This window comes from Myxococcales bacterium, from assembly GCA_016706225.1.
Lineage (GTDB): Bacteria > Myxococcota_A > Polyangia > Polyangiales > Polyangiaceae > JADJKB01.
Genome location: JADJKB010000005.1, coordinates 1253432 through 1271091, shown reverse-complemented (window position 1 = coordinate 1271091; position 17660 = coordinate 1253432). Strand labels below are relative to the sequence as shown.

The following is a 17660-nucleotide window of genomic DNA, read 5'->3' as shown; positions in this document are numbered from 1 at the left end:
CTGTTGAAAGCCGCACTCCAGTCGTAGCCCCAGCTCGGAATTCACCCGAATTGACGTCGGATGGTGGGCGCATGGAAAACGCCGACAATTCGGGCTTGCGGCGGCTGGTGTTTTGACGTGAGAAGTCGGCATCGATAGGGCAGCCTGCCCTTGCGCCGCCCGCTCGGCCCTCCGCGCTTCGCAGATTCCGACGCCGCGCTTCGGCGCGGTGCTCGAGGGCATCGCCTCATCGCGTCCGCATTGCCGCCGGACCGAGCCCCATCGGCCACGGCTTCCTGCGCGGTTACGCGCGGAGCGCGGGTCCGAGATCGTGGTGCGCGGCCGGCGGTTCTTTGCTCGAACCGCGGCAGGCAACGCGGTGTGGCCGGACCTTTCGGTGAAGCTGTCGACCGTGGTCGCCGGTTTCTCGTGCGCACGCTCACGCTCTGGGTCTTCTTGCAGCTCGTCTTGTCCGGGGCTCAGCAGGCGGACAGCGTGGCTGCGCGCGGCGGGCGGCGCGCTGTCGCTGTCGAGCGGTATCGACTCTGGGAGCGCTTGTGCGAGGCGCAGAGCGCGCTCCGCGCCCGCCTGTGCCCGCGAGGCGACGGGCACCCCGAGCACGGCGCGTGAGCCGCTGGCGCAGCTGTGGGCGCACCTGCGCGTCGTGATTGGCTCTGGCAAGACTGAGCCCCATCCGGTTTTCAGGGCCGCCTGCAGCGCGTGGGCTTTCGACGGTTGATCGCGCCATCGTCACCTCCGCGCGCCATCCACACTGCGTCAGTAGCCTGCGGGCGCCTTCGAACCGGGCGCACACAACAAACAGCAGACGGCAATCCGGATCCCAAACGCGGCTCGCCGTAGACGTCCGGGCGGCGCCGCGCGCCCCTGAAAGGACCCAACATGAAACGAGTCAGCAGCTACTTGAAGATGCGGGTGCTCGGCGCCATCGAATCGGCGCCGCAGGCAACAGCATCGTGGCGCGCATTCGCCACGTCAGGCCATGTTCCTCGACGAGGATGGCCAGCGCTTCCAATTCACCTGGCGCACGATCCAGACTTGGTACTCGCGCTACGAGAAAAACGGCATCACGACGGTGAAGCCGAAGACCCGCTCAGACAAGGGCAAGACGCGCAAGACGACGCCCGAGGAGGTGCTCGAAGCCATAGAGCAGGTGCGCGGCAGCTTCCGCGGCCCGCCCAACGTGACGGCGGTCTACCGCGCCTGCATCGAGCACGGCTTGCTGACAGCGCGAGCATATCGCCCCGAACACCTTCCGCCGCGTCGTCAAGGGCCCACGAGCTGCTCAAGCCCGACGCCGAAGTGAAAGACAGCGCCGGCTGGTTTCGCCAAGGCGCACGCCACATGAACTCTGGCAGGCCGACACGATGTTTGGCCCCTACGTGCAGCACGGCGCGCGGGCAGGTGCAAGTTGTGCTGATCGCGTTTCTGATCGACGCGAGCCGCGTGTGCTGTCACGGGCAATTCTTTCCCGCCGACAACACCGAACTTCTGCTCGAGGTCTCGCGAGGCGCTCTACAAGCGCGGCCTGTGCGAGTTTCACGTCGACAACGGCAGCAACTACCTCGCTGGAGCATGAGTCAGGTCTGCCAGCGCATCGGCGCTATCCTGTGTCACACGCCCGCGCGCGACGGCGCCGCCAAGGGCAAGATCGAGCGGTTTTTCCGCACTGTCCGCATGAGCTTCTCAGCCGGCAGCTCGACCTGTCGAGCCTCGACGCCTCAACCGAGCTTTCACCGCTTGGGCGAGGACGAGTACCACCAGAGCGAGCACAGCTCCTCGGCATGCGCCCCATCGATCGCTTCGACTCGATCTCAGCCGCATCCGCTTCCTGCCGCCGGGCGACGTCAACGACGAGTTGTTCTTCGTCGAGCAAAATCGCACCGTCCTTGCCGACAACACCTTCTCCTCAAGAACACCCGCTTCGAAGCGCCGCGCGACCTCCGGAAGTCGCAAGATCCAGGTCCGCTTCGATCGCTTGCACTTCGACCGCGCCATCGTACTTCAAAGGTGAGCGCATGGGCGAGGCACGCCCCGTCGACTTCGTCGCCAATGACCGAAAGCCCCTCGAAAACAGCTCACGCGAACGCGCCGGCGCGCGACCGCCGGCGAGGTGCAGTCGTGATCCGCGCTCACTTCGGTCTGGCGAAAGACCCATTCTCGGCGGAGAGTCTGACCCTGTTGCCGCACCAGAGGGGAAGTGCTCGACACCCTGCGTCCACTGCCAGCAGGGAGGCCTGTGCGTCATCGTCGGCGAGCCGGGCACCGGCAAGAGCGTCATCAAACACGCCCTGTGCCAGCACGATCCCAAGCGCCCCATGACGCCCGTCGTCAATCGGACGCTGCACACCTACCACAGCACGCTGCGCATTCTGTCGAGGCGTTTCAGATCGAGCCGGACGGGGCCGACTTCCGCTGCGAAAACGACTCATCGAAGAGGCGCGCCGGCTCAACGCATCGGGCAAGATGCTCGCGCCCATCATCGACGACGCGCACCTGATGGACGTCTCGCGTTGCGCCGGATCCGGCTGCTCGAAGACTTCCCCAAGAATCACTGCCTGTCTTGGTCGCCCAGCCCGAGTTGCTCAGCCGCCTGGGCCTCACCGTCAACGAAGACATCAAGAACCGCGTCACCTACTTCGGTCCTGATGCAGAAGCTCGCACCCGACAGCGTGGCCGACTTCATCCGCGCCGAGCTCGACAAGGTGGCGCTCGCCCACTCGACCTTCACTGACGACGCGCTCAGCCTCATCGTCCGCTCGTCCGAGGCGTCCTGCGCCGCGCCAGAAACCTCTGCCTCAGCGCCCTGCTCGAAGCCGTGCGCGACCGCACCAAAACCGTCGACCTGAAGCAAATCAACCGCGTCTTGCTCCAGCCACACTGGCGCAGGGAGGTCGACCTGCCGCAGTAGCGACTTCGCTGCACGCGGCCAGCGCCGTCGTGGTGCCCACCAGCGCTACGATGGCGTTGGTCGTTTGGCATCTTGCGCCTACGACCGTTTCAGTCGCGAATTGCGATGGCAGCGCGAGCTTCTTCGGAAATCTTTACGACGTCAGTTTTGGAGTTTCGTGCGACGTCAGTTTGGCCGGCAACATCCAACCCGACGAGCAGTAGCGGAGAGCATCGGGCGCGTCATCAGCTTGTTCGGAGCGCGCGGGGTCGACTCGGGTAGTGATCGAGTGCACCAAAGTGGTGCGTTTCCCACAGTAGGTGGTGCTTCAGGTGGTGCTTCGGATCGGAGGTGGTGCCAAGTTCGAAAAAGCCGGCTAGCGCATCCACGCCAACCGGCTGATTCTTTTCTGCTTTGCTTGAGCGGGAGAAGAGATTCGAACTCTCGACGTCCACCTTGGCAAGGAGCCGAAGAGGGTGACGGGCCGTGTCGACCCGTTACAAATCCGCGAGGTTACGTGACCACGCGTGCCTGGGCGTTCCGTCCCGTTTCGAAGGTGGGGTGTGCATGGGGTGTGCATTGAGGCCGGCCATGTCGAAGACTTGATGACCGGCCTCTTCAGCCCCCATCTAGGTCCGCGAAGTCGTCTTCGAAGCGCTCCTTTGAGTACATCGCTCGCCACCCGCCACTACCCATGTACCAACCGGAAAGTTCACCGAGCCCATCCCGCGGTAGATCGACCATCTTCCCGTCGCTGCTCCTGAATGTGAGCTGGAGCAGGCCCTGATCGATCGCCTGAAGCAGATAGAAGACCGCCTCGTCGACACAGTCCGGAATCACCACGCTCGGGGGGACTCCAGCCCCACCGGCCCCCTGCCGCCATCGCTGGGCGATCGGCGAGCCCGCATTCGGGCGTAGCTGGCCATCGCAACTTCGAATCGCCGCATCCCTTACCTGCTCGACAAGCGTCTTGGCAAACTCTTCGATTTCCGGACTCGGCATGCCTCAGCCTCCCCAAGGGATCCGCGTCGGCGCCGCGACTCCGGCTTCCTGAAGGCCCTTGATTGCCCTACTAACCGTCGATTCTGCCATCCCTGGGTCCATGTTGCCCCTTATCAACGCCCTTGTCTCGATGTCCGCGACACTCTCCCACGTAAGCTCGGCGCCTGTCCGCGCGAACGCTCGGTACCCGGTCATTTGTGCGCCAGTGACGGCACTGTGCGAGACGCCGAGGTTGGCCATCGTCTCATTCGAGATGGCGAGTGCCGCGTTGGGATCATACCCGGGCGCGCCGACAAACGCGCTCTTTGCTGGAACGTGATGACCCCCTCCCGGCCCGCCGTACGGCCGCAACGGGGCAGCCTCTGCCACAGCGCCAACCAACGAGCGCTGGCTGGGGGCGGCGGCCAGCTCAAGGTTATGCCGAACACTGCCTACACGAAGCGCATAGTGCGGAACGTCCGGCAGCCACTGTGACCCGCCGGCGCCTTCGGAGCCACCGTGCGCCTGCCTGAGTTCCGCGCCGATGTCCATGGCGGGGTGCTCGACTGGGATGTCGTAGTCATGCAGGAACAACAGTGCTTCTGATGCAGAGCGAAGCTGATCCAGCCGCTGTTCCGACAACTTGATGTCGGGAGCGGTGCCTCCCGTACCTGCCGTCGGAGTCTTGGCTTCGGCCCGTGCGGGCAACGGCGTCGCAGGAGTGTAGCTTGCGTTCGTGCGCGCCTGCTCGCCGGCGGCGCTGGTCTGGCCGCTGCCCACGCTGGCATCGGAGTACTGTACGAATGCCTCGAAGGAGCTGTTCTCTGTTTCTTCGAGTCCCAACGGATCTGTGGCTTTCAGCGCCCGTCCACTTACATACGCGTACGGGTTCAGGTCCCCACCGCGCGCGTGGACCGCCAAAGGATCCGCACTCACCCACCGGTTCAAGAGCGGCGCGTAGTACCTCTTCCCGAAGTACTGGAGCCCGACCTCGACATCCTCCTCCTTCCCAGTGAACCGATAATCCTCCCTGAACCCCGCCCACCTCGCGGGCCGATAGTCACTCTCCGCAGCGCCGTACGCCTGGAACGTGCTCCGCTCGACGAGCTCGCTCGTTGCCCGGTCGAGCACCACGCTCGTCGAGCCGAGGTGATCGCCGAGTTCGAAGAGCACGTGGAGGTGTGACTGGCCGATGCTCGGCACGTCGAGGTCTTCCCACGCGATGCGCGCGAGCCGGACGCCGTTTGCGAAGAGGTACGGGACCTCGGTGGTTTTCGAGAGCTCGTAGTCGGCGTCATCGACGCTTCCGAAGACGCCGTAGGCCGCCCGACGCAGCTCGAGCGATTCGAACACGTACACCGTGTGCCGCTCCGCTCCGTCCGAAGCGATCGCGGTCTTCAAGACTCGCTGGTCGCCGGCGTCGTAGGCGTGACGTAGCTTCGCCCCGAGCACCGCACCCGTCGGGATGCCGTCGGCCGGCGGCGCCGTGCCGGTGGGCAGGTCCCAGCGCGCGGCCTCGGCGAGGCGGCCAACCTCGTCCCACTGGTACTCGAAGATCTGACTGCAGCCGCCGGGGGTTGGCAGGCACGGCCCGGTGCGCTCGAGGGCGAGGCGAACGAGATGCCCGGCGGCGTCATACTTCGCGCTGAGCTCGCCCTTGTGTGTGGAAGTGCCGCTCTTGTTGCTGGCGCCTGCGAGCTGGTACGGCTTGCCGTTCGTCAGGTTGTTGGTGATCGAACCGAGCGAGCGGTCGTAGAAGCCGCCAACGTCGTCGTCGGTCTTGGACGTGTTCCCGAGCCAGTCGTATTCGAACGCTTGCCAGAGCGGGCGCTTGGCAAACGACGAGTGCGGGCTCGGCGTCGCGCGGCGCGGATCCTGGAGTGCGGCGGTGCCGCTGTTCTCCGCATCGAACGGCGAGGTCCAGGTGTCGTCGCCGGCCGCGTACTGGTAGTCCACACGCCGAACGCGGTTCAGGTCGTCGTACTGGACCTTTCGCGTGACGGGCTTCGCTCCGGCGGGCCACTCGTCGGCGATGCGCCAGTCACGGATCTCGACGGGGTTGTTGACCGAGTCGTATGCGAAGTCCTCGTCCTGGAGCAGGAGCTGGAACGTCGGCAGCGAGCCCGGGAGCGGCGCGGGCTGAATGACCGCGGGCGATGCCGACCACTCGGGCGGAGGACCACGATAGGTCTGAACGTTCTTGAGGCGCCGGCGATTGTCGAAGAAGAAGTCGGTCGTGGTCTTCGCGATATCCCCGTACTCGATCGACTCGATGAGCCCGTCGGCGGTACGGTGAACCTTGTTCACCAGTGAGCCGTAGCTCCCGGCCACACTGCCGACAGCGCCGCGGTCCGTGTAGGTCGTCTCGACTGCGCTCTCGCTGTTTGTGCCGAGCAGATCGGGGACCGTGGCGCCCGTGCTGGCCTTCACCTCGCGGTCCGCGGCGTCGAACGCGACAGTCTTGTAGTACCACCGGGGAGCGTATCGCCCCGCGAGTGGCCCGGTCATCCCCGGCCGAGTAACCCGCACGGCTTCTTCGAGCTTGCGGCCACGCGCGTCGTATCGGCTCCAGACGGCCGAGCCTCGATCGAACACGGCGACGGGGCGGCCGAGCGAGAAGCCGGTCGAGAGGCCTACGGGCGCTTCGAGCCCGGTGACCGGAGTCGCTGGAGCGGCGTCATAGAGGTAGATGACCTCGAGCCCGGTCAGGGTGGAGACCGTGGGCGCGCTGTAGGCCTCGTGCTGGCCCGTGATGCAGGGCGCGTAGTCCTCGCCTGCTAGGCGCCCGGCACCATCATAGAAGAAGCTCGAGCCGCAGCCGCGCGCGTCGCTGGTCGCGCGGAGCTCGCCCTGATCGTTGTAGGCGTAACGCCACGCCTTGATGCCTTGGCCGACGTCGGGGTTTGCCGTGGGATTCGCGCTGAACCCGATCGTGGCGTGGGGCTCGACGTTGAGCACCATGCGCCCGAGGGTGTCGTAGCGCATCCAGCGCACGACCTTGTCGTTCGTGCCGGCGCGCACGCGCTCGATGACCTCGGGCTCCCCGGTTGGGAGATAGGTCGTGCGGGTCTCACGCGCGATGATCGAGCCATTCTCGCGGAAGCGCTCGGTGCCCACCGCGGTGCGGCCGTGTCCGTCGCGACGTTCCGTGGCCGGCGTGCCCTGGTGTGGGCCGGGGAGGATGTCGGCCGCATCGAAGAGGTCCGTGCTCAACGCGTGGTAGACGCTCTGAAGCGTAACCGTGCCGTCGAGGTCGAAGGTCTGGAGCTGCCGGCCGAAGGCGTCGTAGCGCTGGCGGCCGTAGGGTGCGCTCGGAGCGACGCTCGCGTCGAAGGACTGCCACGTACCAGTGAAGAAGACCTCGAGGTACTTCCTGCGAAGCGCGCCCTTCGCGTCGAAGTCCACGAACCCGCCGGCGACCCAATCGCCGCCATCGCCAGCGGCCTTGTCGGCTTCCTTCAACGTCGCGCGCGTACGACCCATCCCATCCACGAACGAAACCGACTCGAGGTACTTCGGGTCCGCAGGCCCGCCCCCGTCCTGGGTCATCGAGTGGATCGCCGAGTACGGCTTTTTCAGATCAAGTGGCAGGAAGTAGGCGAGCTTGACGGTCTCGACCGTACCCGCGCCGCCACCGGGCAGCGGGCGGGTGAGCGCCGTCAGGCGTCCGAAGTGGTCGTAGGTCATCCTCGCGGGTTGCGCGTTCCAGTCCCTCACCTCCGAGGCGAGCTCGAATCCGCGGTCGAAGTCGGCCTGCGTCGTCAGCGGGGCGGTGCCGCAGCCTCCGCGGAAGATGGTCTCGGTGACTGGCAGGTCGGCGAAGGCAGTGTCGTAGGAGATCTGCCGGCAGCGCTCAGTCTGCCCGCCTCCAACGGGCGCGACGTCGTCGGTGACGCTGCCGAACTGGTCGTAGGTCTTGTTGGCGACGAGCTTGAGACCGTCGGTGGACAGGCCTGTCGGCACTGAACCGGCGACCGAGCGATCCACTCCCAACGACCCAGTGAGCTGGGCGTGGACGTAGATGAGATCTCCGTTCGCGTCGTAGGTGTTTTGCGTGTCCTTCCACTCTGTTGTGCCGTGGTTCTTGCCGGTCACGAAGCTCCGACTCGTGCGCCAGTTCCACTTCGTCGGATCACCCGGCGGCAGCGCGGCGAGAGTGTGCTGCCAGATCTCCTCGTCTGCCGCCGGGCACGCATCACCGCTCTCGCACCCGAAGGCCTTGGCGAGCGTACGATTACCGAAACCATCCACCACGAAGGTCGAGCGCGTCCGGGCGAAGCCCGCGTTCGCACGGCTCGGCACGCTCACCGGTGTGTCGTCTGTCGTGGTGCCGGCGACGTCGAGTGTCACCGCGTTCACGGACGTCGCCGCGGACGCGGTGGTGGGCTGGGCGGTGTCGTACAGCGTTTGGCTGGTCTCCACCACGTGGGCGTGTCGTACGACGCGCCCATCGAGTCCCTTGTAGAGCTCGCGCAGCACGTACCGGTTCGATTCGGTCTGCAAATAGCGCCCGCTCTCGTCGCGGCGCTCCGTCAGCCACGGCAGCCCCTTGAGCGCCTCACGAGGATTGTCCCGCCACCGCTCGGGCAAGGAGCACTCGGTAGTAGTGTTGGTCGGCGTCTCGTCCACACACTCGCCGAGCAAGAAGCGCGAGTCTGTCATGTCGGTCGGGCTGTTCACATCGCCGACGCGGCGGGCCGTCGCGCGAGCGAATCCGCGGAATTCGCGCTGCTGGCCGTCGAAGCCCGGATCGCCGTAGGTGTATTCGGTCACGTACGCGCCGCCGAGGCCGTCTTGCTCGGTGACCTTCTTGACGACGTGGGCCACGGTCGGCATGCGCGTCGTCCACTTCGCCGGGGTCGCCTCGGCCGCGAGCATCTCCGCGGTCGAATTGGAGTACTCGACCGCAGTCGTCTTGCCGAGGCCGTTTTGGACCTTGGCCAGCAGCCACGGGCGCACGCCGCCCGCCAGGTCGATGTACTTGTAGTCGTAGCCGTCGCCCCAGAGGATGTCGCGGGTGCCCGAGCCGTCGACGTCGACCAGGCGCACGCGGTCCGTCGCGGCCGGCTTGGGCGGCGTGTTGTAGAGGATGTGCCGGTCGGTCCAGGACTCGCCGTTCACGTTCAGGTAGACGTCCACGGCGTTGAACCGGACCTCGACCAGATCGGAGAGCCCGTCGCCGTTCACGTCGTCGAGCAGGAGCTTGCCGTCGCCGACGACCCCGAAGTTTGGGCTCGACGTCATGGCGATGTGCCGGTCTTGACCGAACGTCCCGGAGGGGCAGTTGTTGCGAATTCCCGCTCCCCAGAATCCGTTCCCACGGCCCGGCCAGTACCGGATCTCCCCGGCGCGTACGCGCACGATGTCAGTGATGCCGTCGCCGTTCATGTCGCCGAGGAAGACATCCGGGTCGCTGAACTGGATCGGAGTCGCGCTCCACGGCAGGCAAGAGGTCACCGGGTCGTTGGATACAGTCGCGCTCTCCGGCCCGGTGCGCGTGCCTTTGCCGAATTGACCGTCCTGCCCCGGGTAGCGCCCAAGGGCGAAGAACGTCTGAATCTGCGTGCCGGTCGTGACGACGACGTCCACGAGACCGTCGGAGTCGACGTCGAAAACGCGGATCTTCGAGCTCTCGTTGGTGAAGTCGATCTTCACGTCCTGCTTGGATGCAGTCTCGATCGAGCGGCCCCTCCACTGCCACACGCCGTTCACGAGCTCCGGCGCCAGCACCTCGTACTTCTTGGCGATCGGCATGTGCACGAGGTTCGCGCGCCCGTCACCGTCCAGATCGAACACCGAGACATTCGTGTTCGAGAGCTTGAGGATGTTCTCGTCGGTGCCGGCAGGGATTCCGGTAGGATCGACCGCAATGTTCGTCGCGCTGAACCCCAGGCCGAGCGGGTTCGTCGTGGCGCCGGCAGCGCCGCTGACGAAGAGACCGTGTTTGCCGTTGAACAGGGCCGGTGCCGTGACCACCACGTCCGGCAACGCGTCCGAGTTGACGTCGAACAGATCCGTGAGCGCCTCGTCGAGCGAGTACTTCGGGCTCGAGCCGAGGGAGAGCTGCTTCTCCACGAAGTCCTCGAACCCGAGCTTCCCGGGCTGCGGCTTGACGTGCGTGTACTCGAATGTCATCGGCGGCAGCTGGGTGCACGCCTGCGCGTCGCCTTCGCCAGGCGCAGACGCCTCGCTTCCCGAGCAGCGCCCCTCGACCTCGACCTTCTCGAGCAACGAGACGTGGAACGAGTCGTTGTAGGTCAGGTGATACTTGCGGACACGCTTGAATCCACCTGTGCCGTCGAAGGTCTTACTGGCGACCTCGACCGTCGCGAGACGCCAGCGCTGGTCGATGCGCCAGCCGGGACGGAACGAGAACGTGGGGTCGGGGCGCACCTGCCAGGCGAGGTGCGTGTGATGCGCGAAATCGGCAAACGTGGTCGTGGTTGGGTTCGCCTTCGGCGTCGTGTCGTAGATGTCCGTCAGGTACGCGCGGCCGGAATCTTGGGTGTAGCGATACACCACGACGTTCTTTGGATTGGCGTCGCCATGAGTGTCGTACTGCCGGACGAGGTGCCAGCGGTAGATCTCGGTTAGAGCATCGGGGTTGCGCTCGAGCCCGGCTGTGTACGTGGTCTCGTTGAGCGGAGCGCCGAGCTCCATCGTGACGCCGGTCTTGCTCTGCACGCGCCACGTGTTGTTGCCGTTCCAGAAGAATCGGAGGAACGACCCTTCAACGCGAGGACGGTAGTACTCCCACCCGGTAGCCCACGCCGGGAGCTCCTCCCCGGTCTGGAGCTTCCCTGTGCAACCCAGCGTCGCGTGACCGACGGTGCAGATCGGGATCAGCTCCTGCCCGCCGTTGAACACGAAGCGGTCCCGCTCGGGGTGCCAGCCAGTCCCATCGTTATACTTCGGGGCGCCTCGATCCGTTTGCCGTGCGATGAACGGCACCGGAAGATCCCAGCCGACGCCCGCAGCGCCGAAGCCCGCGCTCGAGCTGTACGAGAGGCCGAGCGATGGCTGAGCCGCCCCGCGCGCCGAGGGCAACGAAAACGGCACGCTGAACGTGGCGATTCCCGTCGAGAGCTGGGCGGAGAAGCTCTCACCCATGCCCTGAACGCTTCCGCTCGTGCTCGGCAGCGAAATGGCTTGGCTCGTGACGCCGCTCTTGTCGGCGCCGCTCGGCAAGGCTGCAGGTTGGAGCGGTACGGCGGGCGCCACCGGTGTCGAGGACACGTCCACGCCGGTGACGGGTTTCGTACTCACCTTCGCTTCGCTCTTGTTTCGAGCAACCGTTTGGGAGCTCTGGCGCTCCGAGGATTCCGCGGCGGGGAGTTCAGCCTCGGCCTGCGCCTCGGTCGAGACCTCACTCTCGGACTCCGCGACAGGCGGCGATTTGTCCGGCGAGCTCGCAAGCGCGTCCGGGCCGCTGGTCATGGCCACGCACGAGCCGACCAGCGCAGCGCCCGCGAGCACGAAGCGTCCGCGCCTCACCCCGCACCTCCGTCGATCAGCAGGTTCTTGCGGAGGGCCGGAACCGGGATGAGCTCCACCACGACGTCGGGGGCACCCTCGTCCTTCCCGAACACGAGACCGTAGTCGTCCCACGCCGTGACGAGAGCGCCCTCGGGCCCAAGCGGGCTCGCTGCGAGCGCGGGGAATCGCTGGTCACCCGCGGTGTGCGCGTCCCATCTCGGGAGACGAAGAGGCGTGCCCAGAGTGATTGACGATCCGCTCCACTGCAGCTCACGCAGCCAGAGCTCCTCCGCTTTCGGATCCCCGGACGCCGCGGCCGCGCGCCACGAGAGATACATCCGAGAGCCAACTCGGACACCGTTCGGATGGCTCTGCGCCGCGGTGACGCCGGTGTCGAGGGCGATCGATGCGGTGAGGCCCGGCGCGCTCGTCCCGAGCAAAGCCCCGCGGAGCTTCGACCCGGCGCCGGAGCCGCCGTCTCCAACCGTAAAGACGACGAGCAAGGTCGATGCGTCGAGCTCAACCAGCGCGGGCTTGTCCTCGGTTCCAGCCGAGGCGTGAGGGCCCACCGACCAAGTCGTCGTACCGGACTTCGCTTCTATGGTTTCGGAGCCGTTGCTGCCGGTCGCGCGCCACGCCGCGGCCCAGGTCGTGCCGAACATGCCCAGCGCGACAGCGGCCTCGCCGTTGGGCGATTCGGCCAACGTCTGGTCCGGATCCGTCGGCACCTTCGGGTTCAGCGCCGCATCGAACAGGCGGTATCGCAAGTCCGGCCCCTTGACCGCGTCGGAATCGTCGACCCAGGCGACGACGAGGTCCGTCCCAGTCCAGAGCACATCCGGGTCGGACTGCGAGAACGCCGTCGTTTTGTTCGCATGGGCGGGCTCGCCCGACGGTGCGTTCGGAGGTTCGACTAGCCGGAGTGCCACACCGAGTGCGTCGCCGTCCCCGTCGAAGTCCGTCCACGCCGCGGCGTACTTCGCGCCGGGGAGCGGCGCCACAACGGGCGAGCTGAAGAGCAGCGGCTTCGACTTGGTGCCGGTGCTGACCAGCAGTGGGTTCCCGATGCGCACGCCCTTGGGATCAAAGGCGTTCAGCGCGATGCGCGGCGGGGCAAAGCCTGGCTCGACGTAGGCCACGGCGAAGCCATCGGCGTCGGCGGCGACGGGGTGCCGGCCCTCGCCAAGGTAGCGACCGGACGCGGGCTTGCCGGAGTCGTTCAGCACTGGAGTGACGCAGAGGAAATCGTTCACCAGGCACGCCGACGTGCAGGCGTCGTCGTTCGCGGTGTTCCCGTCGTCGCATTCTTCGTCGAGGCCGCGGATACCGTCGCCGCAGACGACGGAGACAGGGCCGCCATCGGACGTGTCCGCGGGCGCGTCAAAACCGCCTTCCGGAATTGTGTCTCCGCCATCACCGAGCGGAACGCCGCCCGATCCGCCAAGGGCGCCACCACCCGAAGCGCCACTGCCGGCGGCACCGCTGCCGGCCGCGCCCCCGGTGGTGCCGGCGGCGCCGGCCATGCCGGCAACGCCGCCCGCGCCGGCAGCGCCGCCTGTGGACGACCCGCCGCTTCCGCCGCCGCCGCCGGGACCGCAGGCGTTGGCCGCGCTCGCGGCAGCCAGTCCGGCCGCCGCGAGGATCCACGCTCGAGGTGAGTCGCGCCAGGTCATGGGTGCACCCGGTGCGACTACTGCTGCTTGACCCAGTAGTTTGAGCCGATGAGCACCTGGATGCGCTCCACGCGATCCATCTGCACTTCGGGCCCGAGCGCAATCTCGAGCTCGTACGCCCCGCCGAGCGGGCGAACTTCGAACTCAGAGCGCTTGACCGCGGAGATGTAGCTGGTGGACCAACCGTCCTTGAGCGGATCGAGCCAGAGCTCCGCAGCAACAGCCTTGCCGCCCTCGACGCGGCCGAACGGCACACCCTGCTGCCGCCAGATTTCGTCGTGATCCGTGACCCAGGCGGGACCGACGTGTGTCAAGTTGTAGGGCAAGAAGCCTTGCGAGTAGCAGCCGAGCGGGTCGACTGCGAGCTTGCAATCCTTGACGCCGGTGCCGACGACGTTCACCGCGAAGAGCCCCCAACGCGCGTTGTAGCGCTTCTGGTACGGCTCATTCGTGATGGAACCGTTCAGCCGTCCCCAAGGGTCCAGCGAGAACTCGAGCCGCATGACATCCGCGCGGTCCTTGACCGGTGGGTCACACGCGCTGCACACGTATCCGCATGCTTGACTCGCGGGAAGGCCAGGATCGAGCTCTCTCCAGGTATTGCTCGCCTTGCAGTGGACCTGCCAGTTCCCCGGTTCGCGTAGGCCTTGACACACGTCGAAGGCGGCGGGTCCACGCACGGTTCTCCGGTGAAAGTGTCGATGAATATCGGACTGTCCGATGAGAGTCCGGGCAGCGTGAGGACGTCGATGTCATCTTTCGCGACCGCCGCCGGTCGAGTCACGGCGTATCCGCTCACGAAACTCTCGAGGTTCGTTACGTAGTCCTTGACCTTGTTGGCGTAGATGCCGCCCGGCTGATTCTCGCCGGTGGCGAGCCCGACCGAACCGGGGAGACTGAGGTCGTATTCGTACACTTCGTCGGCCCAAGTCGCGGGGCTTCCCACGAATGCTTCAGGCTGGTTGAGATGCGACAAATCCACCACGAAGCGCGCCTCGGTGGCGCGGCGAGCCGCGAGCGCGTAGCGCCTGGAGTTCTCGACCAGCGCCTTGGCTCGCCACAGGTCGTAGGCACGGAATCGCCGAGAGAGACCGAAGGAGGTCGCGGCCGTCTGCGACGCGAGCTTGCTCTCCAACTCATAGCGAGCATCGGCCAAGCGACGCTGGTTCATCAGCAGGTCGACTTGTGCCGAGGACTTCACGATCGCCGTCTGCGCATCGACCGTTCCTTTGATGGCGCTCCCGATCGCTGCAAGTGCCTCCATCTGAGTGGCGATGACCTGCTTCTTCTGTACGCCGATCTCGAGCGTAAGGTTTTGGCATTTTTCCTGCTGGTTGATTGCGCCCCCAGGGCTGTAGCTCACGCCGCTTGGGAACCCGACACTGATACCTGAAGCGTGTCCTTTGATTGTCCCCCAAGCGCCGCATGCTTCACGCTGTTGGATCTGCAGTTTGTTCACAACGGCCTGAGCCACCACCATCTGCGCTTTCGCGGCGTTGGCGGTGGTAACGAGCACCTTGAAGTTTTCGTCCGGCGCCTTGATGGCCGACCACTGGTCGATGAACGCCTGCTGAAGCGAGCCACCAGAGAACTCCGCAAAGCTCGGGGGCGACGGTGCCTTGATCGAATCCGAAACCGGCTTGGCGATCTTCAGCTGCATCGTGAAGTAGCTCTCGACGACCGTGGACACGAGGCAATCGATTGCCTTGCTGAGCTCAGCGTCCGTCTTCGGATCGGTGGGGCACGCCACCTGCTTCACGGGCTTGTTGGGATACCAGGTCGGGTCAAGCGGTCTGGTCACCAGGAGAACGTCGCAACTTGGATTCGTGCCACAGAGTGCCTGCTTGTCCTCGAGCAGGCCCGCTTGGGCCTTCGCCGCGGCGGCAGCCTCGGCCACTTCGTCCTGCTCCGTCTTGATGAGGTCGTCGACAGCTTTCTCCACAGCAGCGGTGGCCTCTTGCGAGCTGGACTTGGCAAGGCCCAGGAAGTAGGTCGCGCTGTCTTGTCCGGCCGGCCCGCCCACCAGCTCGGCGCTGAGGGGAGGCACCCAATCTGTCGGGTACCCGAACGCGTCGTAGCGCGGCTCAACCGGGTTGCCCTGTCTGTGCTCGTTCTGTTGCACCGCAAAGGTGCCCAACGTCCCGCCAGTCGCCAGGTATTGTCCCTGGCGGACGTTCTGCACCGACGCCCAGGCCCGGAACTGGGACCCGAGAAGACGGTGGGAGAACTGTGCACCTTCTTGGTGCGAAGCGACAAAAGTGGGTGCCACCCGGTTCACAGAGAGATCCCAATTGGGCCCTCGCGTGGCGACGAACCCTGCCCACCTACTCGGTCCGCCTTCGACGGCTGGAGCGCGGCGGGCCGAGCCGCACGTGAAGGCCCCAGCAGCCTGGTCGATCAATTGGTCCAGCCCCGGGGCGAAACCGATCTTCGTTTGCGGGTACGCGGCGAGGTTGCCAGCGAGTGGGTTCTCCAGCGCGCAGACGCGGTTCCAGACACCATCTGGCCAGAACGACTCGTCCTCCGCCGCGATCGTACCCTCGATGTTCCACATCGTTCGGAGCTCGTTGCTCCCCGTGCTGGTGGTCACAGGGACAGTCAAAACCGCGATATCCGTGTCCCCGTTTGCAGCCACGACCCACGGGCGGAGCGCAAAGCTCTCGTCCCCGATTGCCCCTCCAATCACTCCAAGAATCTGGCCCCTCAGAGCAAAGTAGTCATTGAGACGAGCCTTCTGAGCCGTAGGCGTCGATGCAATGTAGTCGACCGTACCCAGAAGTGCCCGGCGTACTGCTGCGAGCGCAGAGACGGAACCCATCAGGCGCTTGGCCTCCGTGGATTGGGAGACGGTGACCTGGCCACCTGGTGGGCACGCGCCAACCGTTCCGCAGCCGTGAAAGCCCTGCTTGCCAGAATCAGCCAGCGGGAGGATCTCAACCGGGTCGGGGATTCTGAAACCCGCGAAGCGGGTGTACTTTGGCGCCGATTCCTGCAGCGGTGGCTGAACAAACCGCGCGTCTTGCGCGATGGACAGAATGACAGGCGGAGCCACGGTGATGCTGAGCGCTCCGTCGATGTTCAGCGGTCCGAAACGGGAGTCGTTCGCATCCATCCCAGCAGGCAGGCAGTTGCCCTTGAACGTCAAGAGCTCGGCTAGGTGCTTGACCAACGTGGTGGCGTGCTCCCGCGTGATGCGATGGTCTCGCCAGAGCAACATCTGCTCCAGCGCGGTCCCCGGCACAGGAACCAGGTTGTCGATGGCCGTTTCGCACCCACCACCAGGCAGCTGCACGAAGCACGCGTCTCGCCGGAGGTGCGCCTCCACGTAGTCGTATAGCAGCTGCGCGCTCGCCGTAAGGTCGTAGTCGAGGCAAGCAACGGGACTGGTGACGTTGAGCTTCAACCGGTCGTAGCGACGCGCCAGGACCAGGAGCTCGTTCACCTGCGGTTCTTGAATTTCCGTTCGGAAATTTGGGACGCGCGCTGCGTCAGGCCAGTCGCCTTCTGAAAGCCCCGCCGGGACCCAAGTGCCAAGGGGATGTGCCCACGGGCCGCCGGACTCGATGGCGAGCGGATCGCCTCCATATAGAAGCGCATGGAGGCGCTGCTTCCACGCCCCGGGACCCCAGGTTTCATCCGCCCGAGTCTCGGCCTTTCCGCCACGCGGGAGCGCCGCGCTGCCGCTTCGAGCGAGGAGTTGCGCGAGCTCCTCCGTAACGACCGAGTGCAGCTGCACCGCCGTCGCGAAGTCACGGCCCATCCCGAAGAGGCGATTGTTCTCTGGTTGACAGCCGACGCCGCCGCAACTGAACCCCCACCACTCGAGCAAGGGGATGGTCCTCTCCGGAGGCGTCTGCTCCGCCTTGTCGATGGAGACGTAGCTGGTTGGCTTCGCGAAGACGACGCCGAGGAGCGCGTAATGGAGCATCGCAATCTGGGTCCGTTCGCGGATCACCTCTAGCAGCCATCGTTGTTCGGCATCATCGAGCAGGAGGGTCTGCCCTGACGACGCCCCGGGTGACGCCTTTCGCAGGTACTGCGCAATGCACAAGTTCATGCCGGCCGTGCGCAGGTCGCTGCTCGCGTCATTTGCGCCCGCCGCGAAGTGCTCGGGCTGGTTGAACTTGTCGGGGATGTCTTCCCTCACTCCGCCGTCGAGCTTGAACGAGACGGGCCGGCCGGGGGTCATCGTGACCGGATCGCAGTTCCACTCCGGCCTGGTGCGCACGAACTTCCAGGCCTCCTCCGTGGACCATTTGAGCTTTCCGTTGTCGTCTGCTAGCGCGCCGGCAGGCACTGCGACCCTCATCTTCTTGACCAAGGTCGCGGAGTACTGGTCGTGATTGATCAAGTTCGGCTTGATTCTCCCCTCGGCATCCACGCGCGCCGCGGCACACTGCACGAGCGCGTCAGCAGCCAGCAGGTCAGTGGCCGTCCCGTCGAACATCGGCTCGGCATCCCCCGACCAGGAGGGGGGAAGGAGCTTCCCGTTGTTGAGCAACTGAGCCCTACTCCTGCACGGGATTGGGCTGACGCTCGGGATCTGAAGACCGGATACAACCACCCCGCTCGACTCTTGGGGCCCGGGGTCGGCTCCGCAGCTCAGCGCGGCAGGGACAACAAGCAGCAGGACAACACGGGTA

The 17660-nt window shown here is 65.8% G+C and carries 8 protein-coding genes; 3 read left to right on the top strand and 5 right to left on the bottom strand.

Annotation, left to right across the window (positions count from 1 at the left end):
• The first annotated feature begins 408 nt into the window (after positions 1 to 408).
• From IPI67_13315 to IPI67_13305, 3 genes are all read left to right on the top strand, one after another.
• Positions 409 to 609, top strand: coding sequence for a hypothetical protein (locus IPI67_13315; protein ID MBK7581181.1), 201 nt, complete (start codon positions 409 to 411; stop codon positions 607 to 609).
• Between the two features lie 370 nt (positions 610 to 979).
• Complete coding sequence (locus IPI67_13310) at positions 980 to 1303, top strand: hypothetical protein (GenBank protein ID MBK7581180.1); 324 nt, start codon at positions 980 to 982, stop codon at positions 1301 to 1303.
• Between the two features lie 1342 nt (positions 1304 to 2645).
• The gene (locus IPI67_13305; protein ID MBK7581179.1) at positions 2646 to 2846 is read left to right on the top strand and encodes a hypothetical protein; all 201 of its coding nucleotides are present in this window, start codon (positions 2646 to 2648) and stop codon (positions 2844 to 2846) included.
• Between the two features lie 659 nt (positions 2847 to 3505).
• On the opposite strand, the gene IPI67_13300 is transcribed toward IPI67_13305, so the two are convergent.
• From IPI67_13300 to IPI67_13280, 5 genes are all read right to left on the bottom strand, one after another.
• A complete protein-coding gene (locus IPI67_13300; protein MBK7581178.1) occupies positions 3506 to 3730 on the bottom strand; it encodes a hypothetical protein in 225 nt (74 codons plus the stop codon).
• Between the two features lie 162 nt (positions 3731 to 3892).
• A complete protein-coding gene (locus IPI67_13295; GenBank protein MBK7581177.1) occupies positions 3893 to 11362 on the bottom strand; it encodes a hypothetical protein in 7470 nt (2489 codons plus the stop codon).
• Positions 11359 to 13017: a hypothetical protein gene (locus IPI67_13290; GenBank protein MBK7581176.1), complete on the bottom strand. Its 1659-nt coding sequence runs from the start codon at positions 13015 to 13017 to the stop codon at positions 11359 to 11361. Before IPI67_13290 ends, IPI67_13295 begins: the two co-directional genes overlap by 4 nt.
• Positions 13018 to 13034: 17 nt before the next feature.
• A complete protein-coding gene (locus tag IPI67_13285; protein ID MBK7581175.1) occupies positions 13035 to 13520 on the bottom strand; it encodes a hypothetical protein in 486 nt (161 codons plus the stop codon).
• Positions 13481 to 17464: a hypothetical protein gene (locus IPI67_13280; protein ID MBK7581174.1), complete on the bottom strand. Its 3984-nt coding sequence runs from the start codon at positions 17462 to 17464 to the stop codon at positions 13481 to 13483. The genes IPI67_13285 and IPI67_13280 overlap by 40 nt, the downstream gene beginning before the upstream one ends.
• Positions 17465 to 17660 lie beyond the last annotated feature (196 nt).

Coding starts and splice junctions, on each gene's coding strand:
- IPI67_13285 (MBK7581175.1), bottom strand. CDS start 13,520: ATGCGGCTCGAGTTCTCGCTGGACCCTTGGGGACGGCTGAACGGTTCC.
- IPI67_13310 (MBK7581180.1), top strand. CDS start 980: ATGTTCCTCGACGAGGATGGCCAGCGCTTCCAATTCACCTGGCGCACG.
- IPI67_13305 (MBK7581179.1), top strand. CDS start 2,646: ATGCAGAAGCTCGCACCCGACAGCGTGGCCGACTTCATCCGCGCCGAG.
- IPI67_13290 (MBK7581176.1), bottom strand. CDS start 13,017: ATGACCTGGCGCGACTCACCTCGAGCGTGGATCCTCGCGGCGGCCGGA.
- IPI67_13280 (MBK7581174.1), bottom strand. CDS start 17,464: ATGTTCGACGGGACGGCCACTGACCTGCTGGCTGCTGACGCGCTCGTG.